This window comes from Pectobacterium aroidearum (genome assembly GCF_041228105.1).
GTDB classification, from domain to species: Bacteria; Pseudomonadota; Gammaproteobacteria; order Enterobacterales; family Enterobacteriaceae; genus Pectobacterium; species Pectobacterium aroidearum.
Map to the genome: position 1 here is coordinate 5201189 of NZ_CP166097.1, position 26906 is coordinate 5228094.

Genomic DNA, 26906 nt, shown 5'->3' on the forward strand with positions numbered 1-26906 from the left:
CTCTCCATTTAATTTCAGTACATTGGCATTAGCTGTAGAGGAGGCTCCTGCAACAGCTGAGTTTGCCCAATAAATATTGCCGTTTGCTTCAACCAAAAATCAGCATCCGTCATCCAGGGGAAATTTTTCGGAAAAGCGGGGTCTTCCCAGCGACGAGCAACCCAAGCCAGATAATAAATCTGTCGCATTGCACGAAGTGGTTCAATCAGCGCGAGTTCTTTCTCCTGAAATTCTGCAAATTCGCTATAGGCTTCGAGCAGGATATCCAATTGAATGCGTTGTTCACGGCGATCGCCATGCAACAACATCCATAAATCCTGTATTGCCGGGCCATTACGGGCATCATCCAAATCCACAAATAGCGGGCCATCGCGCCACAAAATATTTCCAGGGTGGCAATCCCCATGTAAACGCAGTGGTCGCCAGTCGCTGTGCCAATAAGTTTCAACTGTATCAATCAGTTGACGGGTTGCCTGTAAAAAATCATGTCGATGTATTTGCGGTATGAGCGGACATGTCTCCAACAGCCGATAAGGTTCATGCAGATATTCATTTACCCCAATCGTTGGACGTTCGGTAAATAACGATTTCTGCCCCGTCTGATGAATCCTTCCAAGAAAACGGCCGACCCACTCTAGCTGGTCTTCATTATCCATTTCATACTGCCGACCACCTACGCTAGGGAATACGGCAAAATGAAATCCTTCGTAGACGTTCAGAGTCTGCCCATTAAGCAAAATGGGCGCGACAATAGGGACTTCATCTTCTGCTAATTGCTGGGCAAAAATATGCTCTTCCTGAATCTGCGCTGTGCTCCACCGTTCAGGGCGATAAAATTTCACCACGAATCGTTTACGATCTTCATCCGCAAACTGATACACCCGATTTTCATAGCTGTTTAACGCCGTCAGGCCAGAATCAACACGCAGCCCAACATCCAGCAAGGCATCCATGATCAGATCAGGGAACAGCGTCTGGAAATTAAATACCGGACTATTCATCACAGCCACAACGGGTCAGAGACAACATAAAAGATACGCGTGCAATAGTTAGCATCATGAACGTGTTATTCCTTTCCACTAGTCTTTAATCACTCCCCGGGCACGAAGCAAAGCTGTCTTAAAATCCTCTTCATAGTCTTTCTTCAAACCGGGAATGACTTGTTCTTTATCTGCATCACGCATTTTTAGATGGTAAATAAGGATATCATCAGTCAGTTCATTTAACTGCCCCTCGAACCCCGCCTCCTGTGCAAGGTTTTGTAAAAATTGCACCAGATTTAAATCGGGTTCTTTTTGCCAGGCTGGGTGCAGTAACTCAATCAACTCATTAACACGATGACATTTCATTTTTTTCTCCTTAAAAACGATTTGTACTCAATAAATTTCAATATGCAGAAAGCTACTTGATCGATATTGAGCATATAGTGATAAAAATAACAGCCTTGTGTACATGAGGAAAGAACTTGGTCTTCTACGAAAGTTTTCAGAGAATAGCGTGGAACTTATCCCTCAAAAACTTTCAGAATAAAGGAAAGTGGGTATAGATACTTGGAAAGTAAAATGATTACAGGCGTTATTCTTGCAGGCGGACGTGCAACGCGCATGGGTGGAAACGATAAGGGGCTGATAACACTGAACGGTCAGCCACTATACCAACACGTTCTCTCTCGGCTTAAAGCACAGGTCGACGAGGTTATTATCAGTGCCAACCGCAATCAGGCTATCTATGCACAAAGCGGATGCCAAATTATTGGCGACTTTGATACAAACTTTTCTGGCCCGCTGGCAGGTATTCTAAGCGGATTACATGCCTCTACGTCCGAATGGGTGGTATTCGTCCCCTGCGATGTACCAACTTTCCCTCTCGATCTAGTACACCGTTTGTGGCAAGCACGAGAGGAAGCAAATGCAGCTTATGCCACTGACGGAGAGCGCCCACATCCCACATTACTCTTAATCAATAAAAACCTTATTGAACCACTAGAAACCTACCTGCATGTCGGAAATCGTAAGCTGATGCTGTTTATGGAACAGGTTGGAGCAAAAGCCGTTTCATTTAACGATCAGCCTGAGGCCTTTCGTAATCTGAATTCACCTGAAGACTTATCAAATTGGGAGGATCAACGCGGTGCATTCTAATCATCTCCCATTACTTGCCGTTGCTGCTTATAGCGGTACAGGTAAAACAACATTACTTAAACACGTCATCCCTCTACTGATTAATCATGGCGTTAGAATCGGATTAATTAAGCATACGCATCACCAAATGGATATTGATACGCCCGGCAAAGACAGCTATGAACTGCGTAAAGCGGGCGCGGCGCAAACCATCGTTGCCAGCAATCAAAGATGGGCATTAATGACGGAGACCCCAGAACAGGAAGAACCCAATATTTACGAGTTGGTAGGGAAAATGGATGCCTCGACCCTCGATCTGATACTGGTTGAGGGCTTTAAACATGAAAAGATCGCTAAAATAGCCTTATTTCGCCAATCGTTGGGCAGAGAATTAAGTGACTTGATCGATGAATATGTTATCGCGATCGCAACGGATACTGAGATAACCACTGTACTTCCGGTACTTGATATCAATCACCCGGAGCAGGTTGCTAATTTTATTCACCAATGGCTTCAAAATGGCCGTCGATAACCTGCTTATCGGCGGTCTTCGCCACGGGACACGCGTAAATAAGTACTCTCCGCAACGCGCACAGCAAAAAGCCCCTGTCTTCCGACAGGGGCTTTCCACTTGTTTGATACCTGGCAGTTCCCTACTCTCACATGGGGAAGCCCCACACTACCATCGGCGCTACGGCGTTTCACTTCTGAGTTCGGCATGGGGTCAGGTGGGACCACCGCGCTATCGCCGCCAGGCAAATTCTGTTTTATTCCGACCGTTACTTAACATGACTTTTTTCTTTGTCATCTCCGTAACCATCAGAACCAATCTTTGAACAAGCTGAATATCGTTCTCTATGAGTCGTCTCACAAAACACCTTCGGTGTTGTAAGGTTAAGCCTCTCGGGTCATTAGTACTGGTTAGCTCAACGTATCGCTACGCTTACACACCCAGCCTATCTACGTCGTCGTCTTCAACGGCCCTTCAGGGGCATCTAGTGCCCAGGGAAGACTCATCTCGAGGCAAGTTTCCCGCTTAGATGCTTTCAGCGGTTATCTCTTCCGCACTTAGCTACCGGGCAATGCAATTGGCATCACAACCCGTACACCAGTGGTGCGTTCACTCCGGTCCTCTCGTACTAGGAGCAACCCCTCTCAATCTTCCAACGCCCACGGCAGATAGGGACCGAACTGTCTCACGACGTTCTAAACCCAGCTCGCGTACCACTTTAAATGGCGAACAGCCATACCCTTGGGACCTACTTCAGCCCCAGGATGTGATGAGCCGACATCGAGGTGCCAAACACCGCCGTCGATATGAACTCTTGGGCGGTATCAGCCTGTTATCCCCGGAGTACCTTTTATCCGTTGAGCGATGGCCCTTCCATTCAGAACCACCGGATCACTAAGACCTGCTTTCGCACCTGCTCGAGCTGTCACTCTCGCAGTCAAGCTAGCTTATGCCTTTGCACTAACCTCCTGATGTCCGACCAGGATTAGCTAACCTTCGTGCTCCTCCGTTACGCTTTGGGAGGAGACCGCCCCAGTCAAACTACCCACCAGACACTGTCCGCAACCCGGATTACGGGTCTACGTTAGAACATCAAACATTAAAGGGTGGTATTTCAAGGTTGGCTCCATGCAGACTGGCGTCCACACTTCAAAGCCTCCCACCTATCCTACACATCAAGGCTCAAGGTTCAGTGTCAAGCTATAGTAAAGGTTCACGGGGTCTTTCCGTCTTGCCGCGGGTACACTGCATCTTCACAGCGAGTTCAATTTCACTGAGTCTCGGGTGGAGACAGCCTGGCCATCATTACGCCATTCGTGCAGGTCGGAACTTACCCGACAAGGAATTTCGCTACCTTAGGACCGTTATAGTTACGGCCGCCGTTTACCGGGGCTTCGATCAAGAGCTTCGCCTTGCGGCTGACCCCATCAATTAACCTTCCGGCACCGGGCAGGCGTCACACCGTATACGTCCACTTTCGTGTTTGCACAGTGCTGTGTTTTTATTAAACAGTTGCAGCCAGCTGGTATCTTCGACTGATTTCAGCTCCATGAGCAAGTCACTTCACTTACCATCAGCGTGCCTTCTCCCGAAGTTACGGCACCATTTTGCCTAGTTCCTTCACCCGAGTTCTCTCAAGCGCCTGAGTATTCTCTACCTGACCACCTGTGTCGGTTTGGGGTACGATTCGGTGTTACCTGGAGCTTAGAGGCTTTTCCTGGAAGCGTAGCATCAGTTACTTCATCACCGTAGTGACTCGTCATCACGCCTCAGTGTTAATGATGACCCGGATTTACCAAAGTCACCCACCTTCACGCTTAAACCGGGACAACCGTCGCCCGGATAACCTAGCTTTCTCCGTCCCCCCTTCGCAGTAACACCCAGTACAGGAATATTAACCTGTTTCCCATCGACTACGCTTTTCAGCCTCGCCTTAGGGGTCGACTCACCCTGCCCCGATTAACGTTGGACAGGAACCCTTGGTCTTCCGGCGTGCGGGTTTTTCACCCGCATTATCGTTACTTATGTCAGCATTCGCACTTCTGATACCTCCAGCAACCCTCACAGGCCACCTTCGCAGGCTTACAGAACGCTCCCCTACCCAACAACACTAAGTGTCGCTGCCGCAGCTTCGGTGCATGGTTTAGCCCCGTTACATCTTCCGCGCAGGCCGACTCGACCAGTGAGCTATTACGCTTTCTTTAAATGATGGCTGCTTCTAAGCCAACATCCTGGCTGTCTATGCCTTCCCACATCGTTTCCCACTTAACCATGACTTTGGGACCTTAGCTGGCGGTCTGGGTTGTTTCCCTCTTCACGACGAACGTTAGCACCCGCCGTGTGTCTCCCGTGATAACATTCTTCGGTATTCGTAGTTTGCATCGGGTTGGTAAGTCGGGATGACCCCCTAGCCGAAACAGTGCTCTACCCCCGAAGATGAGTTCACGAGGCGCTACCTAAATAGCTTTCGGGGAGAACCAGCTATCTCCCGGTTTGATTGGCCTTTCACCCCCAGCCACAAGTCATCCGCTAATTTTTCAACATTAGTCGGTTCGGTCCTCCAGTTAGTGTTACCCAACCTTCAACCTGCCCATGGCTAGATCACCGGGTTTCGGGTCTATACCCTGCAACTTAACGCCCAGTTAAGACTCGGTTTCCCTGCGGCTCCCCTATTCGGTTAACCTTGCTACAGAATATAAGTCGCTGACCCATTATACAAAAGGTACGCAGTCACACCCCGAAGGATGCTCCCACTGCTTGTACGTACACGGTTTCAGGTTCTATTTCACTCCCCTCGCCGGGGTTCTTTTCGCCTTTCCCTCACGGTACTGGTTCACTATCGGTCAGTCAGGAGTATTTAGCCTTGGAGGATGGTCCCCCCATATTCAGACAGGATGTCACGTGTCCCGCCCTACTCATCGAACTCACAACTTGTGCATTTTTGTGTACGGGACTATCACCCTTTACTGTGCGACTTTCCAGACGCTTCCACTAACACACAAACTGATTCAGGTTCTGGGCTCTTCCCCGTTCGCTCGCCGCTACTGGGGGAATCTCGGTTGATTTCTTTTCCTCGGGGTACTGAGATGTTTCAGTTCCCCCGGTTCGCCTCATTACGCTATGTATTCACATAATGATAGTGTGTCGAAACACACTGGGTTTCCCCATTCGGGTATCGTCGGGTATAACGCTTCATATCAGCTTACCGACGCTTATCGCAGATTAGCACGCCCTTCATCGCCTCTGACTGCCTAGGCATCCACCGTGTACGCTTAGTCGCTTAACCTCACAACCCGAAGGTGTCTTTGATAAATCAAAGTCACTGTCGCGCTGCGATTATTTGAGAGACTCATTGACAGACTGCATCGCCATCGACACCCAAAGGTATCAACGCACGTTCAGCTGTCATGTTTCAATTTTCAGCTTGTTCCAGATTGTTAAAGAGCAATATCTTAAACCCTGACTATTGCTAATCAGTTTTAAGATATGAGGTAAGTAGTTGACTTACTGAAGACCCCCGCTTTCACCGGAATGGTCGGATGCGCTGGCGTCCCCTAGGGGATTCGAACCCCTGTTACCGCCGTGAAAGGGCGGTGTCCTAGGCCTCTAGACGAAGGGGACACGACACCGTACTTTGTTGACGCTTTTGCTCATTATTTTCATCAGACAATCTGTGTGAGCACTTCACTTAACACACATCTTCTTGGTAAGGAGGTGATCCAACCGCAGGTTCCCCTACGGTTACCTTGTTACGACTTCACCCCAGTCATGAATCACAAAGTGGTAAGCGCCCTCCCGAAGGTTAAGCTACCTACTTCTTTTGCAACCCACTCCCATGGTGTGACGGGCGGTGTGTACAAGGCCCGGGAACGTATTCACCGTAGCATTCTGATCTACGATTACTAGCGATTCCGACTTCATGGAGTCGAGTTGCAGACTCCAATCCGGACTACGACGTACTTTATGAGGTCCGCTTGCTCTCGCGAGGTCGCTTCTCTTTGTATACGCCATTGTAGCACGTGTGTAGCCCTACTCGTAAGGGCCATGATGACTTGACGTCATCCCCACCTTCCTCCAGTTTATCACTGGCAGTCTCCTTTGAGTTCCCGGCCGAACCGCTGGCAACAAAGGATAAGGGTTGCGCTCGTTGCGGGACTTAACCCAACATTTCACAACACGAGCTGACGACAGCCATGCAGCACCTGTCTCAGAGTTCCCGAAGGCACCAAAGCATCTCTGCTAAGTTCTCTGGATGTCAAGAGTAGGTAAGGTTCTTCGCGTTGCATCGAATTAAACCACATGCTCCACCGCTTGTGCGGGCCCCCGTCAATTCATTTGAGTTTTAACCTTGCGGCCGTACTCCCCAGGCGGTCGATTTAACGCGTTAGCTCCGGAAGCCACGCCTCAAGGGCACAACCTCCAAATCGACATCGTTTACAGCGTGGACTACCAGGGTATCTAATCCTGTTTGCTCCCCACGCTTTCGCACCTGAGCGTCAGTCTTTGTCCAGGGGGCCGCCTTCGCCACCGGTATTCCTCCAGATCTCTACGCATTTCACCGCTACACCTGGAATTCTACCCCCCTCTACAAGACTCTAGCTTGCCAGTTTCAAATGCAGTTCCCAAGTTAAGCTCGGGGATTTCACATCTGACTTAACAAACCGCCTGCGTGCGCTTTACGCCCAGTCATTCCGATTAACGCTTGCACCCTCCGTATTACCGCGGCTGCTGGCACGGAGTTAGCCGGTGCTTCTTCTGCGGGTAACGTCAATCGATGAGAGTATTAATCTCATCGCCTTCCTCCCCGCTGAAAGTGCTTTACAACCCGAAGGCCTTCTTCACACACGCGGCATGGCTGCATCAGGCTTGCGCCCATTGTGCAATATTCCCCACTGCTGCCTCCCGTAGGAGTCTGGACCGTGTCTCAGTTCCAGTGTGGCTGGTCATCCTCTCAGACCAGCTAGGGATCGTCGCCTAGGTGAGCCATTACCTCACCTACTAGCTAATCCCATCTGGGCACATCTGATGGCAAGAGGCCCGAAGGTCCCCCTCTTTGGTCCGAAGACGTTATGCGGTATTAGCTACCGTTTCCAGTAGTTATCCCCCTCCATCAGGCAGTTTCCCAGACATTACTCACCCGTCCGCCGCTCGTCACCCGAGAGCAAGCTCTCTGTGCTACCGCTCGACTTGCATGTGTTAGGCCTGCCGCCAGCGTTCAATCTGAGCCATGATCAAACTCTTCAATTTAAGATTTGTTTGATTTGCTGAACTCGTCAGCGATGCTCAAAGAATTAGTAACTGTTTATTCGTAATGAATTTACTGTTGTTCACTCTTCAAGACTTTTTATATCGTTAAGATACGGTCTTGTGAGTGCCCACACAGATTGTCTGATTAAATTGTTAAAGAGCAGTGCCACATCTTCCGTGGCGCGGGCCGCATATATTATGCTTTTCCGCTGTGAAGTCAAGTCATTACTGACCGCCTTCGTTGAATCTTTTTTTCCTGTTACCGCAACCGCGTGTCGCTGTTGCCGTGTCAGTGGAGGCGCATTATAGGGACTTCTCGCCGCCTGACAAGCGCTAAATGCAAAATAATTTTCGAGTGAGGATTTTTTCAGCAAAGCGCAGTAAAAGACGCCGTTATGCGGGATTTTTCAGCGTTTTCTTAGCTAAAACTTCACCGTACAGACTGACGTACCATTAATTCCGGCGTCAGCACCAACACATTCGGTTCAGTATTAGGATGTTCCAGGCGATACAAGAGTGTATCAATCGCCAGTTCACCAAGTTCATCCTTCGGTTGATGAACCGTAGTAAGAGGTGGGGACATATAGCGAGCCAGTTCAATGTCATCGTAACCCACAACCGCCATGTCTTGAGGGATCGAAAGCCCAGCCTGATAAAGCGCATGATAAACACCGACAGCCATCGCATCATTACTGGTGAACACCGCTTCAGGTTTATCTTCCAGCGCTAACAACTGCTGCATAGCGCGATAGCCTGCTTCAAATTCAAAATCGCCAAAAATTTCATAGTCCGCGGGAACAGAGAGCCCGGCGAGCTGCATCGCCTGCCGATAACCTTCCAGTCGGTTATAAGCTGTCGTCTTATCTTTCGGGCCTGCAATACAGGCTATCTTCTTATAACCACGCGAGATGAGGTAATTCGTTGCGATCTCTCCACCGAGCAGAGAGTTATCTTTAATGACGTCCATGACGCCTTCAAAGGGGGCCCAATCCATCATGACCATAGGAATAGAAGGATAGCGGCTCATCATTTCGGGCAAAGGGCGATGGCTTTCAGTACACATCAGCAGTACGCCGTCGACGCGCTTTTGCAGCAGCGTTTCAAGGCTATGGCTCATTCTGTCGCGATCGCCTTCGGTGTTACACAGAATCAGGCTATAGCCCCGCTCATAGCAACAACGCTCAACGCCACGTACCACTTCGGCATAAAACGGGTTATTACTGGCTGTGAGCAACATGCCGATGGTGCGAGTCTGGTTTATCTTCAGACTTCTGGCCAGCGCCGACGGCGCATAGTTGAGATCCTCAACGGCCTTCATCACTTTTTCGCGAATGGTATCGCTGACAAAGCGATTGTTATTAATAACGTGGGATACAGTAGAAGTAGAAACGCCCGCAAGACGGGCGACATCTTTCATGGTGGCCAAAGATCACCCCTGAGTTTGCAAAAATTCGTCGATCTCTTCACGCCACGGGACAGAAGGCTGAGCACCCCGGCGAGTAACCGCTATCGCCGCTGCCGCATGGGCAAATTTTACGGCGGAGGACATCGGTTTATTTTCCAGCAACGCGGTAACGAGCGCGCCATTAAACGTGTCTCCGGCAGCGATAGTATCCACGGCTTTTACACGATACCCCGGTATACGCTGCCCCTGGCCGTTTTCACTCAACCATACGCCACGGCTACCCAATGTGATGAGAACCGTTTGAATGCCTTTGTTGTGAAGAACCTGTGCTGCGCGAGCTGCATCGTCTTCCGTCTCGACGGTAATTCCCGTCAGGAACTGCGCTTCTGTTTCATTCGGCGTGATCATATCGACCAGCGACAACAATTCATCAGGCAGTTCACGCGCAGGGGCGGGGTTAAGAATCACTTTCGTCTGGTGTTCATGCGCCAGTTTGGCTGCTGCGATGACCGTTTCCAGCGGCGACTCAAGCTGCATAAGCAACGCCGAGGCATCAATGATGTGCTGCTGATGACGACGGAGATAATCAGGCGTCACGGCCGCATTCGCGCCTGCGTTAATCGCGATCATGTTCTCAGCGTCAGCGTTAACAAAAATCAACGCAACGCCGGTCGTTTCCCCGGAGATAGCCTCAACGGAGGAAACATCAATATTGTCTTTGGATAGCTGCTGGCAAATACGGGCACCAATATCATCGTCTCCAACGCAGGCAATGAAGGCAATGTCTGCACCGCTTCGGCCAGCGGCAACGGCCTGATTGGCACCTTTCCCACCGAAAGCAACGCTATATTGCTCACCGATCACCGTTTCACCCGGGCGGGGAAATTGCTCAAGATTGAGAATATGGTCAGCATTAATACTGCCCAGCACCACCAGCTTACCCGTTTTCATTATGTCGAATCCCGCTACTACGTTAATAATGCGCCACCACAAACAGGTGGCGCGAGCCCTGCTTTATTCTTTAATTATTTTGCTACCAGCTTCAGGTCAACCGGAATGATGGCCTGCGTTTTTTCGCCTTTCAGCACTTTCGCCGCTGTCTCGATGCCGATCACACCGATCTGATCGGGACGCTGAGCAACCGTTGCCGCCAGCTTGCCTGATTCAACAGCCTTCACGCCATCCTGAGTACCGTCAAAACCGACGACCAGCACATCAGTCTTGCCTGCAGTTTGCAGCGCACGCAGTGCGCCCAACGCCATTTCATCGTTCTGAGCAAATACCGCCTGAACGTCAGGGTGCGCGGTCAGCAGGTTCTGCATCACGTTCAGCCCTTTAGTACGATCGAAGTCAGCCGGTTGGCTGGCCAACATAACGAATTTATTTTTCTCAGCAGATTTCATGAAGCCCGCACCGCGTTCGCGCGCGGCAGACGTTCCGGCAATCCCTTCCAGTTGAATAACTTTAGCGCCTTCACCCAGTTTCTTGGCAATGAAGTCACCAGCCACTTTACCACCGAAGGCGTTATCAGAAGCAACGTGGCTCACCACTTCACCACTGCTGGCAACGCGGTCCAGCGTAATAACAGGGATCTTGGCCTGGTTCGCCATTTTAATCGCATTACCGACCGCATCAGAATCGGTCGGGTTGATCAGCAGAACTTTGGTCCCACGTACCGTCAAATCCTGAACGTTAGCCAGTTCTTTCGCTGGGTTATTCTGTGAATCCAGCACGATCAGCTCGTAACCCAGTTTGTCGGCTTCTTTCTGCGCACCCTCTTTCATTGAAACAAAGAACGGGTTATTCAGCGTAGAAACCACCAGAGCAACCGTATCTTTGGCCAAGGCATTAGCACTGACAGTCGCGCTCAGCGCAACAGCGGAAACCAGAGTAGCCAGCTTTTTCATATTCATAACTCAATTCCTGTGTGAATGAAGGTTATTTACTGCTTTTGTTATCTACCAGAACCGCCAGCAAAATGACGACTGCTTTAACGATCATTTGGTAGTAAGAAGAAACACCTAATAAATTCAGTCCGTTGTTGAGGAAACCAAGGATAAGTGCGCCGATCAGCGTGCCAACGATACGCCCTTTTCCTCCAGCCAGACTGGTGCCGCCCAATACCACCGCCGCGATGGCATCCAGTTCATAGCCTGTCCCCGCCGTAGGTTGTGCAGAGGACAAACGTGCAACTTCGATAATTCCCGCCAGAGCAGACAGCAGCCCACACAGGGAATAGACAATAATCTTGATTTTATCAACGCTGATACCGGACAAACGGGTAGCAGATTCATTGCCGCCCAGCGCATAGATATAGCGTCCCAGACGCGTATGGTGCAGCATGTACCAGGCCGCTGCGAACACGATAGCCATGATCCAGATTGGCGTCGGAATCCCCAGCGGACGGCCGATGCCGAACCAGCCAAAAGCATCCGCCACATCGGAAAAGCCGGTATTAATCGGGCTGCCGTTGGTATAAACCATCGTCACACCGCGCAGTAACAGCATCATGACCAGCGTGGCAATAAATGCCTGCACTTTACCTTTCGAAACGATGACGCCTGTGCCCGCACCAATCAGCGCCCCCAGCGCCAGCGCGCCAAATACAGCCACCAGCGCATTGACCTCAAGCCCGACGATAGAAGCCGCTACCGCACCGGTCAGCGCCAGCAGCGACCCCACTGACAAATCGATGCCCGAGGTCAGAATCACCAACGTCATGCCGACAGCCATAATGGCGTTCACTGACGTCTGCTGAAGAATATTGAACAGGTTGTTCAGGGTGAAAAAGTTAGGGCTCATGGCGGAAACAATCGCAATAAGGATCAGGAGCGCGATCAGCGATTTCTGCTCCAGTAACCACTCTTTGCTGAACCAGCGTTTTGCCGCGATAGATTGAGAACTCATGTCTGACTTACTCCTGCTTTGCGCCGTATTGCTTACCAACGGCCGCAGCCATCAGTACTTCCTGGGTTGCTTGCTCAATCGCGAAATCACCGCTCAAGCGCCCCTCGTGCATCACAATGATGCGATCGCTCATTCCCAAGACTTCGGGCATTTCGGATGACACCAATATGATACTCAGCCCCTCTTCTTTGAATTGATTGATTAACTGATAAATTTCTTTCTTCGCCCCGACATCGACGCCACGCGTCGGTTCATCGAGGATCAGGACATTCGGACGCGTCATCAGGCCGCGGGCAATCGCCACTTTTTGCTGATTACCACCGGAAAGCAGGCCGATAGGCTGCTCCATTGACGGCGTTTTAACGTTGAACAGGCGAATAAAGTCGGCAACCGTTAATTGCTCTTCGGCATGTTTCAGACGACCGCCCGCATGGCTGAAATAGCGCAGTGCGGTTAACGACATGTTTTCTTTTACCGACATGCCCAACACCAAGCCATCACGCTTACGGTCTTCCGAGATATAAACGATGCCGTTCGCTAAACCATCCTGCGGTTTCCGGGCCACCACATCACGGCCATCAAGCGTCACATTGCCGCCAGTGCGCGGCAGTGCGCCGTAAAGAATCTTCATCAGTTCGGTACGACCCGCGCCCATCAGCCCAGCGACGCCCAGGATTTCGCCTTTCCGCACTGTAAAGCTGACGCTGTCGACGCCCGGCCCGGACAGGTTTTGCACCTTAAGGCGAACCTCTCCTGGCGCTTTACTCGAACGTGGGTACTGATCTTCCAGCTTGCGGCCCACCATCATTTCAATCAGCGTATCTTCCTGTAGGTCACTGACTGGGCGTTCGCCGATAAACTGACCATCGCGGAAAACGGTAATGTCATCGCAGATTTCAAAGATTTCTTTCAGGCGGTGGGAAATATAGACAATGCCGCATCCTTGAGATTGCAGCTCTTTGATCACGCTGAATAGCGAAGCGGTTTCGGTATCCGTCAGAGCATCGGTAGGTTCATCCATGATGATGACTTTCGACTCAAAGCTCAGCACCTTGGCAATTTCCACCATTTGCTGATCGCCAATCGATAAATCCCCGACCATACGGCGGCTGTCGTAGCGCAGATTAAGGCGCTTCAGCAGCTTGTCGGCTTCCGCATACATCTTATTCCAGTCGAGGCGGCCAAAACGGTTGGTAAACTCACGCCCGAGAAAAATATTCTCGGCAATCGTAAGCTGGGGAATCAGGTTAAGTTCCTGATGGATAATACCGATACCAGCTTCCTGAGACGCTTTCGGCCCGTTGAAATCCACCTCCTGCCCCAGAAAATGGATGCTGCCGGCATCTTTACGGTAGATCCCGGTCAGGACTTTCATCATGGTGGACTTGCCCGCACCGTTCTCGCCCACCAGCGCCATCACTTTTCCCGGATAGACGTTGAGCGCCGCACCGGACAGCGCCTTAACGCCGGGAAAAGATTTCGTGATGCCTTGCAGTTGCAGTAAAGGTTGCATGGATGCCTCAGAACGTTACGCCAGCACAAAGGATGACATTGGCATACGGAGAGCACTCTCCGCTGCGAATGATGGCCCGGCTTTTGCCGCTTTGGGTTTTAAATTCTTCATGGCTGACATAGTGCAATGCAATTGAGTTTCCCTGGTGTTGTTCAAGTTGCTTCAATTGATCGAGTAATGCGTCATGGACTGCGGGGTTTTTTTCAATAATCTCTTCCGCCAGAATAGCGGCCTCGACCTGCATTTCACTGGTGACAGCACTCACCACCTGCAAAAACGTCGGCACGTTATGCGTCAAAGCCAGATCGATACGCGTCGTCGTTTCAGGAATTGGCAAACCCGCATCACCAATAACCAGGCTATCGGTATGCCCCAGTCGAGAAACCACGGAAGAAATATCTGAATTCAATAATGCTGCTTTTTTCATCTTCTCACCCCACCAGCGAAACGTTTCGCTAATAACATTCTAGAAAAAGAAGAGAGAAAGGCAACGAAGAGATAAAAAAAATGTGATCGTTATCGAAACGTTTCGCTAACAAAAAAACAAAGAGAACAAGAGGCCGTTATATGCCCTAAATAATTCGAGTTTCAGGAAGGCGGCAAGGGAAGGAATCCCGATGAGCTTACACAGGTAAGTGATTCGGGTGAGTGAACGCAGCCAACGCACATGCAACTTGAAGTATGACGGGTATAGCTGACTGATAAATAGAGAAATGGCGGGCACTGGCCCGCCAATAGGGAATAGAGGATAACGATTTAGAGTTTACGAATCTGCTTCACATCCAGTTCGACGGAATTGAAGTCTTTATCCAGTTCACCCTGAATTTCCACTTTATCGGTGGGTGAAATCATCTGGCCATTCCAGCGCTTGTGATCAATCTCGACTTCCATCGTGCCCGTCGCATCGCGGAACAGATAGTTCTCATCACCGATCCGTTTTTCAATATTGCCGCTCAGCGTAACCCAACTATCGTCACGCAGATCTTTAGCCTTATCTACCGTGGTGAGGGAATTTTGGGGATCAACAAATCCCCCTTTATGTGTACCAACCGCTGGCGTTTCAGGATTGACGAAACCACCGCCGCTTTGCGCAGCAAATACCGGAGCAGAAACCAGAGCGGTAATGGCGAGTAACGCAGCTGCTTTTTTCATATTTTACCTTCCTTATTTTGCCTGTCGTTTCACAGTCAACTGTTTCGCAGTCAACCTGCGGGAGTAATCGGTCTTCGGGAAGGATTAAAACAAACCGTTCTTAACAGAATCTTAAGGAATCAGCCTCTGCATTTTTATTTTTTTATATTGCCGAAATCGCCCGCTTTCAGCGATTTGTCCTGTACACGTCGCCCCCCGATTTCGTATAAAACCGGAAAAGGCGCAAACGCGACAGCGACACATTCCTTGCGAGGCAGCAATGAGAATATTGTTAATTGAAGACGATCGCCTGATTGGCGACGGCCTGAAAGCAGGGCTTAACAAACTGGGTTTTAATATTGACTGGTTTACGGAAGGTAAAGCAGGTGCCGCTGCCTTGAAGGCAGCCCCCTATGATGCGGTGGTGCTCGATCTTAGCCTGCCGGGCATGGATGGGATGGATATCCTGCGCCAGTGGCGTCAGGATGGGCATGACGAACCGGTGCTGATTCTGACCGCCCGAGATGCGCTGGAACAGCGTGTTGAAGGTCTGCACCAAGGCGCCGATGATTATTTATGTAAGCCCTTTGCACTAACGGAGGTTGCCGCTCGTCTGCAGGCGCTGATTCGCCGTCGTCACGGCCAGCTTCAACCGGCATTAACGCACGGTACGGTTTCCCTTGAGCCGGGCTCACGAAGCGTCACGCTAAACAATGAACCGTTGATACTAAAATCCCGCGAACTGGCATTGCTGGAGCTGTTTTTGCTCAACCCGAACCGCGTGCTCACGCGCGCACAGTTGGAAGAAAAGCTCTACGGCTGGGACGATGATGTCTCCAGCAATGCGGTAGAAGTACACATCCACCATCTGCGCAAAAAGCTGGGCAGCGGGTTTATCCGCACCGTGCATGGCGTTGGCTATATTCTGGGAGACGCACCATGAACCGACTCAGCCTGCGCCTACGCCTGATTACCGGTTTTACGCTGCTGACCTTGATCTGCTGGGGCGTAGCCAGTCTGCTTTCGTGGTATCAAACACGCCATAATATCAATGAGCTATTTGATACCCAGCAAATGCTGTTCGCCAAACGTCTGGCCACCATGAATCCTGATGAATTGCGAATCCAGCCAGTGTCCCTGCCCAAAACCAAGAGTCTGGTACATAAGAACCGCGGCAAGCAGGACGATGATGCGCTGGCCTTCGCTATTTTTACCCGCGATGGGAAAATGGTGTTGAACGATGGTGATAACGGCAAAGATTTCATTTTTGACTATACGCGCAACGGCTTCATCGACGGCAAATTACGCGATGATAACGACGCATGGCGCATCGTCTGGCTGACGACGGCGGACAATCGTTACGTGATTGCTGTGGGTCAGGAATGGGAATACCGTCAGGATATGACACTGGATATTGTAAAAACCAACCTGATGCCCTGGCTATTTGCACTACCGATCATGCTGGCACTGCTGTTCTGGCTGGTGACGCGTGAACTCTCACCGCTAAAACGCATTACCGCCGAGCTTCAGCAGCGTTCCCCCGATGACAGCACCCCGCTGGCAACGCAGAACATCCCGCAAGAAGTTCGCCCGCTGATTAACGCATTAAACCATCTGTTTTCCCGCATCAGCGACATGCTGGTTCGTGAGCGCCGTTTTACCTCCGATGCGGCTCACGAATTGCGTAGCCCGCTGGCGGCGTTGAAAGTTCAAACCGAAGTCGCCCAGTTGGCACGTGACGATGAAACCATGCGGCACCATGCTCTACTCAATCTGGACAAAGGTATCGATCGCGCCACGCGGCTGGTGGATCAGCTCCTGACGCTGTCGCGGCTGGATGCCGAATCGTCCCCCGAAGGGATGCAACCCATTCAGTTCAATGAATTACTGCAACAGGCGGTGATCGCGCATTACCACACAGCACAAACCGCAGGTATCGAACTGACGCTGGATTTACCGGACACCCCGGTTATTCGGCAGGGTCATCCGTTGCTGTTGACTTTGCTGGTGCGCAATCTGTTGGATAACGCCATTCGCTACAGCAATGCAGGGGGGACGGTAAGTCTGACGCTAACAGAAAATAGCTTTAAGGTCGCCGACAACGGACCGGGCATTAGCGAGGAGGCGCTGGCAAGAATTGGCGAACGCTTTTATCGTCCGCCGGGGCAGGAGAAATCCGGCAGCGGTCTTGGGATTTCCATCGTGAACAACATCGCCAAACTGCACCAGATGCGGGTGACATTCACCAACCAGCCCGAAGGGGGGCTAATTGTGTCGGTGAATTGGTAAAATAGTTAACGTACTAGCAGCAACTCGGTGTCTGTTATTAGGGAAACACGAGGATGAGGTTCCCGCAGGGATGCCTCGCCTCGTGGTCGACCGTATATCTCGATCTTATCCCAACATAAGATCATCTATTCGGTTCACTTAAATCTCGACCTGTATCCCCAGCTCAATCAGCCTGTTCGGCGGTATTTCAAACTGATCCGCCGCTCGCAGCGCATTGCGGCTGAGCATCATGAATAGCTTACCGCGCAGGCGCAGATACCACGGGCGTTCGCCGATAATCAGCGATTCATTGGACATAAAGAAAGACGTTTCCATCATTTGGCAGGTTAACCCATCTTGCCAACAGCGCTGAAAGACCTCTTCCACATCCGGCGTTTCACGCCAGCCATAGTTGGCAATCACGCGCCAGAACGTCGGCGAAAGCTGTTCAACCGTCACGCGGCGAGCGTTCAGCACATAAGGCGCATCCTCCGTTCGCATGGTCAACAGCACCACGCGCTCGTGCAGGATCTTGTTATGTTTAAGGTTATGCAACAGCGCAAACGGGATCACGCGAGTCGCACGCGAGAAATAGACGGCAGTTCCCGGTACACGTGTCGGCGGCGATTTCTCCAGCGACGCAATCATGGCATCCAGCGAGTTACCGTGTTCATGCAACCGACGCAGCAGCCTGAAGCGCTCGCTTTTCCACGTCGTCATGATAATAAACATCACCATGCCCAGCGCTAGCGGCAACCAGCCGCCGGACAGAATTTTGACCACATTCGCCAAAAACATCGGTACATCAATAACCAGTAATCCCGCCAGCAATACCCACGCCAAGTAGCGGTTCCAGAGCCAGTTCTTCACCGCCACCGTACAGAACAGAATACTGGTAATCACCATCGTGCCCGTTACCGCAATCCCGTAAGCCGCAGCCAGATTGCTCGAATGCTCAAAGCTGACAATCACGATGACGACAGCGATATACAGCATCCAGTTAATGGCAGGAATATAAATCTGACCGGACTCCATATCTGACGTGTGTACGATACGCATCGGCGGCAAATAGCCCAGCCGCACTGCCTGGCGCGTCAGGGAGAAAACACCGGAAATCACCGCCTGCGAAGCAATGATTGTCGCCAGCGTCGCCAATATCATCAGTGGAATCAGCGCCCAATCTGGCGCCAGCAGGAAGAAGGGGTTCTTGATCGCCTCCGGGTTCTTCAACAGCAGCGCGCCCTGTCCGAAGTAATTTAACACCAGCGACGGCAGCACCACCGTAAACCAGGCCAGACGAATCGGGAATTTACCGAAGTGCCCCATATCGGCATACAGCGCCTCAACCCCGGTAATTGCCAGCACCACCGCTCCCAGCGCGAAGAACGATACGGCTTTATATTCGATAAAGAAGCGAACGGCGTACATCGGGTTCAACGCCTGCAAGACTTCAGGGTTAGCGATAATACTTCGCGCCCCCAGCACGCCGAGCGTTAAAAACCAAATCAGCATCACAGGCGCAAACAGCTTACCAACACTGCCTGTACCGTGTTTTTGAATGATAAAGAGTAATGTCAGAACGACAATAGATAGCGGGACGATATAGCTGTCCATTGATGGCGCGGCAATTTCCAGCCCTTCCATCGCCGACATCACCGAGATGGCTGGCGTGATGACCACTTCCCCATAGAAGAAGCTGCCACCAATCAACCCCATGATGACCAGCACGGACGTCATGCGATCGGAAGTATTGCGCCCAGCTAGCGACATAAGGGTTAGAATCCCACCTTCGCCAGCGTTGTCAGCACGCATCACATAGGTCAGGTATTTCAGCGAAACAACGAGAACTAACAGCCAAAAGATCAGTGAAAGAAAACCAAAGACCGAATCAGGCTCGACCCCAAAACCAAACTGCCCTGATAAACATTCCCTTAACGTATAAAGAGGGCTGGTTCCTATATCTCCATAAACCACCCCGATGGCCGCCAGCGTGACAGCCGGAAGCGAACGTTTATGTTCTGAGCTCATAAACCTATCTTCTGTTATTAATCAGTCCGCGAAGCGCGTCATTCACAGCAACTCGTCCAAGAGCGCACAGTATGCACAAATCAGGCTAAAAACCCATTTTTATTGTGCGATCCACCTGTACACGAAACATCCTGTAAAAAGTGGTTTATTGCTTACTCACCCCGTTAGGGTGTAATAATCCGTAAAAGTATTCTAATAAAAATCTGTGATCTGCCGTTTATTATTACTATTGTCTTTCTGAAAGTAGGGTTTTTCTGAGAGACCGCTTTCCGCGAAGTAATCGGGTTGAGACATAAACGATTTCAATACATCACATCATGGGACTAACGGATTAATTATGCGTCAAACTGCGGCATTGGCTGAAAGAATTTCTCGTCTCAGCCATGCGCTAGAACACGGACTCTACGAAAGACAACACGCCATTCGCCTCTGTCTGCTGGCAGCGCTAAGCGGGGAAAGTGTTTTTCTGCTGGGGCCGCCAGGTATAGCTAAAAGTATGATCGCCCGGCGTCTTAAATTCGCGTTTCGTCATGCGAATGCGTTTGAGTACCTGATGACCCGCTTTTCCACCCCGGAAGAAGTATTCGGTCCCCTTTCCATTCAGGCGTTAAAAGATGAAGGTCGCTATCAGCGCCTCACCGCTGGCTACCTGCCAGAAGCCGAAATCGTGTTTCTGGATGAAATCTGGAAAGCGGGCCCCGCCATTTTGAACACCCTGCTGACGGCCATTAACGAGCGACGTTTCCGTAACGGCAACAGCGAAGATACCATCCCAATGCGCCTGCTGGTCGCAGCCTCGAATGAGTTACCAGAAGCGGATGGCGGTTTGGAAGCGCTTTACGACCGCATGCTCATCCGCCTGTGGCTCGATCGTGTTCAGGAAAAACAGAATTTCCGAGCGCTACTTGTGAACAACAGCAGCGAACGCGATAACCCCGTTCCGCCCGCTCTCAGCGTCAGCGATGAAGAGTACCAACAGTGGCAGAAGGACATTGAACACATCGCATTGCCGGAAGCAGGTTTCGAGCTGATTTACACACTGCGCCAACAGCTCGATGCGCTGGAGCAGGCCCCTTACATTTCCGATCGACGCTGGAAAAAAGCCCTTCGTCTGCTTCAGGCCAGCGCATTTTTCTGCGGCCGGGATGCCATTACACCGGTTGATATCATTCTGCTGAAAGACTGTCTCTGGCATGACCAAAGCACCTTGACGCTTATCGAACACCAGCTTGAACTGCTGATTACCGAACACGCCTACCAGCAAAAAAGCCTGTTGTTCCGTTTGCAGCAGGTAAATACCAAACGCCAGCAATACCAGCGTGAGCAAAGCGAATTACAGGCCTTTTCGGTAGAGAAACAAGGGCATTTCCTCGGCCGGAAATTCCATTATGCCTTACCTGACACCATCGACGCTGAAACATTGGAACTGGTGCTGCAACGCCCGTTGATCCTGCACGATATTGAAGTTAACCACCTGATCATTGACAAGAATGCCCTGCAAGGCTGGCTACAAAAAGGCGGGGAAATCCGGGGTAAGCTCAACGGTATTGGTTTTACCCAGCGCCTCGATCTGCTGGTGGACGATCGCCAGCATCTGGCCATTCGCGATATTAGCCTGCAATCCTCTATTCTTTCTCTGCCGGAAAAGCGCGACATTGCGCTTCCTGCCGAAATTACCGATGAATATGAAAAACTGAACATGCAGCTGCGTGAACAGCGCCGCTTATTCAGCCAGCATCAGCCTTGCCTGTTCGTTCCGAGCGAGTGGTTGGCCAAAATAGAGGCCAGCCTGCAGCAGGTTGCCGAGCAAATCCAGCAATCAGAGCAACAGGATTAACGCCGATGATCACGCTGGAATCACTGGAAATGCTGCTGTCTATTGATGAAAACGAGCTACTGGACGATCTTGTCGTCACGCTGCTGGCGACGCCTCAGCTCGCTTTCTTCTTTGAAAAGTACCCCAGCCTGAAGTCAGCGTTACTCAATGATCTTCCTCACTGGAAAGAAACCTTAAAGCAGCGCTTACGTACCACTCAGGTACCGCCAGATTTGGAAAAAGAATTTAGCTGCTACCAACGTTCACAATCGATCGACAATCAGGCCTTTCAGACACGCCTGCCTGCGATTATGGATACGCTGAGCAACGTGGAGTCACCGTTTCTGACGCAGGCCTCACAGCTTATCACTGCCCCAGAGCGAACCTTAGGACAGAAGGTAACGAGTGGGCTCCACGCACTCTTTCTTCAACGCTGGCGGTTGAGCCTCACACTGCAAACCGTTTCACTGCATCAGCAGTTAATGGAACAAGAACGGGAAATCCTGCTGGATGAGCTGCAACAACGCCTGACGCTCAGCGGCAAGCTCGAACCGATTTTGGCCGAAAATGAAAATGCGGCCGGGCGGCTCTGGGATCTCAGCGCCGCACAGCGTATTCAAACCGATCCCCGCCCGTTATTGGATTTTGGCGCCTTCCTGCAGCGCCAGCCCGCATTGCAAAAACTGGCGGAACGTCTGGGACGCAGCAGGGAAACCAAATCGATCCTCACACAGGAAGCTCCGAAAGAAGCTTTCCGGGTAAGCGTAAGGGAACCAGCCACCGTGCCTGAGCAAGTGAGCGGTGTGCATCAGAGCGACGATATTTTGCGCTTGATGCCGACAGAGCTGGTCACGCTGGGCATCAGCGAGCTGGAATACGAATTTTATCGTCGTCTTCTGGAACATCGGCTGCTGACGTATCGCTTACAAGGTGAGAGCTGGCGAGAAAAAATCACGGAACGCCCAGTGGTTCATCAGCAAAATGAACAGCAGCCGCGCGGCCCATTTATCGTCTGCGTCGATACGTCAGGCTCGATGGGTGGCTTTAATGAACGTTGTGCCAAAGCCTTCTGTCTGGCGCTGATGCGCATCGCGCTCGCCGATAACCGCCGCTGCTATATCATGCTGTTTTCTACCGGCGTGGTGAAATATGAGCTCACGTCTGCGGATGGATTAGAGCAGGCAATACGTTTTCTCAGCCAGTCCTTCCGCGGCGGCACGGATATGAGTGCCTGTCTGTCAGCGCTGCTAGATAAAATGGATGACGCGCTTTGGCATGATGCCGACGCCGTAGTGATTTCAGATTTTATCGCCCAACGATTGCCGGATGAGGTGGTAAATAAGGTGAAAAGTCGCCAGACGCAGCTACAACATCGTTTCCATGCTGTAGCGATGTCCGATCATGGCAAACCCGGCATCATGCACATCTTTGACCATATCTGGCGCTTTGATACCGGGTTAAAAAGCCGCTTAATACGCCGCTGGCAGCACGGCAAAGCGTATTAAAGCAGGCCGGAAACCGACTCACGCAGCGGCTGTGGCCACACGCCGCACTGAACCTGGCCAATGTGCGACAATTGCAGCAACAGCATGACCAGGCGAGACTGACCGATTCCCCCACCGATCGTTTGCGGCATCTCACCGCGCAGCAGCGCCTGATGCCATTCCAGCTTCAGACGTTCTTCATCCTGCGTCAGCGCCAGCTGGCGTGTTAACGCTTCAGCATCCACGCGGATCCCCATGGATGAAATCTCAAACGCATCGTTCAGTACCGGGTTCCATACGACGATATCGCCGTTCAGACCCGCCAGTTCCTGCTCACCTGGCGTCGTCCAGTCATCATAATCCGGCGCACGCACATCGTGAGATTGCCCGTTGGACAGCTTACCGCCAATCCCAATCAGGAAAACGGCACCCAATTCTTTGGCAATCGCTCTCTCACGCCCTTTGGCATCCAGATCGGGATAGCGCTTCAGCAGCGTTTCGGTGTGCACAAAATGAATCTGTTCCGGCAGGAAAGGCTGAATGCCAAATGCCTGATGTACCGCAGCCTCTGTCGCTTTGATTCCCTGATAAATACGCGTAACCGTCGATTTTAGGTACTCCGCATGACGCTCGCCGTCTCCCATCACACGTTCCCAGTCCCACTGATCGACATAAACCGAGTGGATCGGGCTCAGACGATCTTCGTCCGGGCGCAATGCTTTCATATGGGTATAAATGCCTTCACCGCTGCTAAAATCGTACGCGCCCAGCGTCTTACGCTTCCATTTAGCCAGTGAGTGCACGACTTCAAATGTGGCGTCTGGCAGCGCTTTAACCTTAACCTGTACCGCTTTTTCCGTACCGGACAAGTTATCCTGCGTACCATCACCGATACGGCTAAGAATCGGTGCCTGGACTTCAATCAATCCCAGAAGTTGCTCCAGCTGGCTGGAGAAGAAAGATTTAACGAAGCTGATTTGCTGCTGTTTTTCGATGTACTGCTTTTTCATTGCCGCGTCTCTTATTCATCGTATTTAGTTATTCATTAAGCAATAAAAAGCGCTAGCCATTCAATAATCTTATGGATAAATTGCTCTTGTGCTTTTAATCCGTCATTTTATAGCGGTATAAAATAATTATTCGCTAAAATAGGAGGCTCAAAGTGGCAGAAATTTATCAGATCGATAATCTCGATCGCGGCATTCTTTCCGCCTTAATGGAAAATGCACGCATCCCTTATGCCGAACTGGCAAAACAGTTTTCCGTCAGTCCAGGAACAATCCACGTTCGAGTGGAAAAAATGAAACAGGCGGGCATCATTGTCGGCACGCGTCTGGACGTGAATCCAAAACAGCTGGGCTATGACGTGTGCTGCTTTATCGGCATCATTCTAAAAAGCGCCAAAGATTATCCTTCGGCGCTGGAGAAGCTAAACAATCTGGAAGAAGTGGTTGAGGCTTACTACACCACTGGGCATTACAGTATCTTTATTAAGGTCATGTGTCGTTCGATCGAGGCGTTGCAACACGTACTTATCAACAAGATCCAAACAATTGATGAAATTCAGTCCACCGAAACGCTCATCTCCCTGCAAAACCCCATTATGCGGACGATCGCGCCGTAACACTTTTTTCCTATACCCATATTATCCACAGGTAGATCCCAGCCAGATCACAGCGTACAATGTCCCGTCTTTTATCGGATGGGATCGCTATGGCAGACATTACCTTGATCAGTGGCAGTACCCTTGGCAGCGCCGAATACGTCGCAGAGCATTTGGCTGAACTGCTGGAGAAGGATGATTTTTCCACTGAGCTTCTGCACGGTCCTGAGCTCGATGCATTGCCTGAAAGCGGTGTATGGCTGTTGGTGACATCCACCCACGGTGCAGGAGAATTTCCTGATAACCTGAAAGCGCTGTTTGAGCAGTTGGAACAGCAAAAGCCCGATCTTTCTCAGGTGAGTTTCGGTGCGGTGGGGATCGGTAGTAAAGAGTACGACACGTTCTGTGGCGCGATCCAAACAGCGGATCGTGTGCTAACCCAATTAGGGGCTAAACGGATCGGTGAAGTCCTCGAGATCGACATCACTCAGCATCAGGTTCCTGAAGATCCGGCTGAAGAATGGCTAGGATCGTGGGTTAATTTACTCAAGTAAGGTTAAATATTCGGCAGTTGAATGTGGATAACTATGCTTAATTCTGGTGTAAAAGCCGTAGTTATCCCAATAACAACCCGAGTGCGTTTTTTGTCCTGTGTATAAACCCACATTAAGATCCCAGCTTATACTGGCTAGGATCACCGATCATTCACAGGTAAGGATCAACGCCATTCTCTTGATCTTTAATATGAATAATCACTTATCCACACAACACGACGATCCTAATAAGAGATCTAATAAAGAGATCTTTAAATAAAAAGATCTTTCTTTAATTAACGAGGATCCAACGGACTTGGTCGTTGGCTCAAAGTTGAGTAGAATCCCCCACCCCAGGGCAAATAACGATCGTTCGCCACTTATCATTCGCAATAATGCGAGGAGCAGTACCATGTTTTATCCAGATCCATTTGACGTCATCGTGATCGGTGGCGGTCATGCCGGAACAGAAGCTGCGATGGCTTCTGCCCGAATGGGCCAACAGACGCTTTTACTCACACACAATATCGATACGCTAGGACAAATGTCTTGTAACCCGGCGATTGGCGGTATTGGAAAAGGTCATCTGGTTAAAGAGATCGATGCCATGGGAGGGTTGATGGCGCGTGCTGTCGACCAGGCAGGGATACAGTTTAGGATACTAAACAGCAGTAAAGGCCCAGCGGTCAGAGCCACTCGCGCACAAGCAGATCGTGTGCTCTACCGTCAGGCAATTCGCACCGCTCTGGAGAATCAGCCAAACCTGACGATCTTCCAGCAAGCAGTTGACGATCTGATTGTAGAAAACGATCGTGTCGTCGGTGCCGTTACTCAGATGGGACTAAAGTTTCGTGCAAAAGCCGTTGTATTAACGGTAGGCACTTTCCTCGACGGCAAGATTCACATTGGCCTGGATAACTACAGCGGTGGGCGTGCAGGCGATCCGCCTTCTATTCCGCTGGCGCGTCGCCTTCGTGAACTACCTCTGCGTGTTAACCGCCTGAAGACCGGTACTCCGCCGCGTATTGACGCCAGAACGATCGATTTTAGCGTGCTGGCTCAACAGCACGGTGACAACCCAATGCCAGTTTTCTCGTTCCTGGGGAATGCGAGCCAGCATCCGGCACAAATGCCGTGCTACATCACGCACACTAACGAGAAAACCCATGACGTGATCCGTAATAATCTGGATCGTAGCCCGATGTATGCCGGGATCATCGAAGGGATCGGCCCGCGTTATTGCCCCTCGATCGAAGACAAAGTCATGCGTTTCGCCGATCGAAACACACATCAGATCTTTCTTGAGCTAGAAGGACTGACCAGCAATGAAATTTATCCTAACGGGATCTCAACCAGTTTGCCGTTTGACGTTCAGTGGCAGATTGTTCGTTCAATGACGGGAATGGAAAATGCACGCATTGTCCGCCCTGGCTATGCCATTGAGTACGATTTCTTCGATCCGCGCGATCTGAAGCCAACGCTGGAAAACAAATTTGTTCATGGTTTGTTCTTCGCTGGACAAATCAACGGTACCACAGGGTATGAAGAAGCCGCTGCACAGGGCATGCTGGCAGGACTGAATGCGGCTCGATTGGCTGCCGATAAGGAAGGCTGGTCACCGCGTCGCGATCAGGCCTATCTCGGCGTGCTGGTTGACGATCTCTGTACGCTGGGGACGAAAGAACCCTACCGTATGTTTACGTCGCGTGCCGAATATCGTCTGATGCTGCGCGAAGATAACGCCGATCTCCGTTTGACTGAAATCGGTCGCGAACTAGGGATGGTCGACGATCATCGCTGGGCACGTTTCAACGAGAAACTTGAGAGTATTGAAAAAGAGCGTCAGCGCCTGCGCGATATTCACGTTCACCCGCAGTCTGAGCTGTTAGATCAAGTTAACTCACTGCTGAAAACACCGTTGTCCCGTGAAGCGAACGGTGAAGAGCTGCTCCGTCGTCCAGAAGTGGATTACGTTCAACTTACTGCGCTACCGCTGTTCGCTCCGGGATTAACCGACGAGCAGGCTGCCGAGCAGGTTGAAATTCAGGTCAAATACGAAGGGTATATTGCTCGTCAACAGGATGAAATCGAGAAGCAGTTGCGTAATGAAAATACGTTGCTGCCTGCCGATCTGGATTACAAGCAGGTTAACGGGTTGTCCAACGAGGTTATTGCCAAACTGAACGATCACAAACCTTCGTCTATCGGTCAGGCCTCGCGTATTTCCGGCATAACGCCTGCGGCAATCTCCATTTTGCTGATCTGGCTTAAAAAACAGGGTCTGCTGCGCCGCAGCGCCTGATTTAAGGTAAACTTATCCCCTAAATAGCCGGTTATCCG

Annotated in this window: 20 protein-coding genes, 1 tRNA gene and 3 rRNA genes; 9 read left to right on the forward strand and 15 right to left on the reverse strand. The window is 50.9% G+C overall.

Going from position 1 to position 26906, the window contains the following annotated elements:
- Positions 1-14: 14 nt before the first annotated feature.
- Positions 15-1001, reverse strand: a complete 987-nt coding sequence (locus tag AB8809_RS23430) for a serine/threonine protein kinase (protein WP_349856928.1) — start codon at positions 999-1001, stop codon at positions 15-17.
- 78 nt (positions 1002-1079) lie between these two features.
- The gene (locus AB8809_RS23435) at positions 1080-1349 is read right to left on the reverse strand and encodes a YihD family protein (RefSeq protein WP_005968263.1); all 270 of its coding nucleotides are present in this window, start codon (positions 1347-1349) and stop codon (positions 1080-1082) included.
- Positions 1350-1562: 213 nt separating this feature from the next.
- Between AB8809_RS23435 and mobA the strand changes: the two genes are divergently transcribed.
- Complete coding sequence (gene mobA, locus AB8809_RS23440) at positions 1563-2141, forward strand: molybdenum cofactor guanylyltransferase MobA (RefSeq protein WP_181830079.1); 579 nt, start codon at positions 1563-1565, stop codon at positions 2139-2141.
- Positions 2131-2652 carry a molybdopterin-guanine dinucleotide biosynthesis protein MobB gene (gene mobB, locus AB8809_RS23445; protein WP_349856930.1) on the forward strand — a complete coding sequence of 174 codons (522 nt, stop codon included), beginning with the start codon at positions 2131-2133 and terminating at the stop codon, positions 2650-2652. Before mobA ends, mobB begins: the two co-directional genes overlap by 11 nt.
- 108 nt (positions 2653-2760) lie before the next feature.
- Here the strand turns inward: mobB and rrf are convergent.
- The 11 genes from rrf to AB8809_RS23500 form a co-directional block, all read right to left on the reverse strand.
- Positions 2761-2876: ribosomal RNA gene (gene rrf, locus AB8809_RS23450) — 5S ribosomal RNA — on the reverse strand.
- Positions 2877-3010: 134 nt separating this feature from the next.
- A 23S ribosomal RNA gene (locus tag AB8809_RS23455) occupies positions 3011-5917 on the reverse strand.
- 259 nt (positions 5918-6176) lie between these two features.
- Positions 6177-6252, reverse strand: a tRNA-Glu gene (locus AB8809_RS23460).
- 86 nt (positions 6253-6338) lie between these two features.
- Positions 6339-7878: ribosomal RNA gene (locus tag AB8809_RS23465) — 16S ribosomal RNA — on the reverse strand.
- The 16S, 23S and 5S rRNA genes sit together here with 1 tRNA gene alongside, the layout of an rRNA operon.
- 430 nt (positions 7879-8308) lie before the next feature.
- Positions 8309-9304 carry a ribose operon transcriptional repressor RbsR gene (gene rbsR, locus AB8809_RS23470; RefSeq protein WP_043881853.1) on the reverse strand — a complete coding sequence of 332 codons (996 nt, stop codon included), beginning with the start codon at positions 9302-9304 and terminating at the stop codon, positions 8309-8311.
- A gap of 3 nt (positions 9305-9307) precedes the next feature.
- Entirely contained in the window at positions 9308-10234 is a 927-nt protein-coding gene (gene rbsK, locus AB8809_RS23475; protein WP_256599181.1) for a ribokinase, read from the reverse strand.
- Between the two features lie 74 nt (positions 10235-10308).
- Complete coding sequence (rbsB, locus tag AB8809_RS23480; protein ID WP_015842314.1) at positions 10309-11196, reverse strand: ribose ABC transporter substrate-binding protein RbsB; 888 nt, start codon at positions 11194-11196, stop codon at positions 10309-10311.
- A 25-nt stretch (positions 11197-11221) separates the two neighbouring features.
- On the reverse strand, positions 11222-12190 hold the full coding sequence (gene rbsC, locus AB8809_RS23485) for a ribose ABC transporter permease (protein ID WP_015842315.1): 969 nt from the start codon (positions 12188-12190) through the stop codon (positions 11222-11224).
- A 7-nt stretch (positions 12191-12197) separates the two neighbouring features.
- On the reverse strand, positions 12198-13703 hold the full coding sequence (rbsA, locus tag AB8809_RS23490) for a ribose ABC transporter ATP-binding protein RbsA (protein WP_349855505.1): 1506 nt from the start codon (positions 13701-13703) through the stop codon (positions 12198-12200).
- 7 nt (positions 13704-13710) lie between these two features.
- Positions 13711-14130 (reverse strand): D-ribose pyranase, encoded by a 420-nt coding sequence (gene rbsD / locus AB8809_RS23495; protein ID WP_349855506.1) that lies wholly within the window; start codon positions 14128-14130, stop codon positions 13711-13713.
- Between the two features lie 329 nt (positions 14131-14459).
- Positions 14460-14855: a YgiW/YdeI family stress tolerance OB fold protein gene (locus AB8809_RS23500; RefSeq protein WP_180779464.1), complete on the reverse strand. Its 396-nt coding sequence runs from the start codon at positions 14853-14855 to the stop codon at positions 14460-14462.
- Positions 14856-15114: 259 nt separating this feature from the next.
- Between AB8809_RS23500 and qseB the strand changes: the two genes are divergently transcribed.
- Together qseB and qseC are read left to right on the forward strand one after the other, a co-directional pair.
- Complete coding sequence (qseB, locus tag AB8809_RS23505; RefSeq protein WP_349855507.1) at positions 15115-15777, forward strand: quorum sensing response regulator transcription factor QseB; 663 nt, start codon at positions 15115-15117, stop codon at positions 15775-15777.
- Complete coding sequence (qseC, locus tag AB8809_RS23510) at positions 15774-17123, forward strand: quorum sensing histidine kinase QseC (protein WP_349855508.1); 1350 nt, start codon at positions 15774-15776, stop codon at positions 17121-17123. Before qseB ends, qseC begins: the two co-directional genes overlap by 4 nt.
- Before the next feature lie 138 nt (positions 17124-17261).
- On the opposite strand, the gene kup is transcribed toward qseC, so the two are convergent.
- On the reverse strand, positions 17262-19130 hold the full coding sequence (gene kup, locus AB8809_RS23515; RefSeq protein WP_015842321.1) for a low affinity potassium transporter Kup: 1869 nt from the start codon (positions 19128-19130) through the stop codon (positions 17262-17264).
- Between the two features lie 337 nt (positions 19131-19467).
- On the opposite strand from kup, the gene ravA reads away from it, so the two are divergent.
- Together ravA and viaA are read left to right on the forward strand one after the other, a co-directional pair.
- Positions 19468-20967: an ATPase RavA gene (gene ravA / locus AB8809_RS23520; protein ID WP_181830423.1), complete on the forward strand. Its 1500-nt coding sequence runs from the start codon at positions 19468-19470 to the stop codon at positions 20965-20967.
- A gap of 5 nt (positions 20968-20972) precedes the next feature.
- Complete coding sequence (viaA, locus tag AB8809_RS23525) at positions 20973-22451, forward strand: ATPase RavA stimulator ViaA (protein ID WP_349855509.1); 1479 nt, start codon at positions 20973-20975, stop codon at positions 22449-22451.
- On the opposite strand, the gene asnA is transcribed toward viaA, so the two are convergent.
- Complete coding sequence (asnA, locus tag AB8809_RS23530; protein WP_342413419.1) at positions 22448-23440, reverse strand: aspartate--ammonia ligase; 993 nt, start codon at positions 23438-23440, stop codon at positions 22448-22450. The genes viaA and asnA overlap by 4 nt on opposite strands.
- Before the next feature lie 206 nt (positions 23441-23646).
- On the opposite strand from asnA, the gene asnC reads away from it, so the two are divergent.
- The 3 genes from asnC (at position 23647) to mnmG (ending at position 26868) form a co-directional block, all read left to right on the forward strand.
- Positions 23647-24054, forward strand: a complete 408-nt coding sequence (asnC, locus tag AB8809_RS23535) for a transcriptional regulator AsnC (protein WP_369987626.1) — start codon at positions 23647-23649, stop codon at positions 24052-24054.
- Between the two features lie 89 nt (positions 24055-24143).
- The gene (mioC, locus tag AB8809_RS23540) at positions 24144-24587 is read left to right on the forward strand and encodes an FMN-binding protein MioC (RefSeq protein WP_181830426.1); all 444 of its coding nucleotides are present in this window, start codon (positions 24144-24146) and stop codon (positions 24585-24587) included.
- A 391-nt stretch (positions 24588-24978) separates the two neighbouring features.
- Entirely contained in the window at positions 24979-26868 is a 1890-nt protein-coding gene (gene mnmG, locus AB8809_RS23545; RefSeq protein WP_349855511.1) for a tRNA uridine-5-carboxymethylaminomethyl(34) synthesis enzyme MnmG, read from the forward strand.
- The last annotated feature ends 38 nt before the right edge of the window (positions 26869-26906 follow it).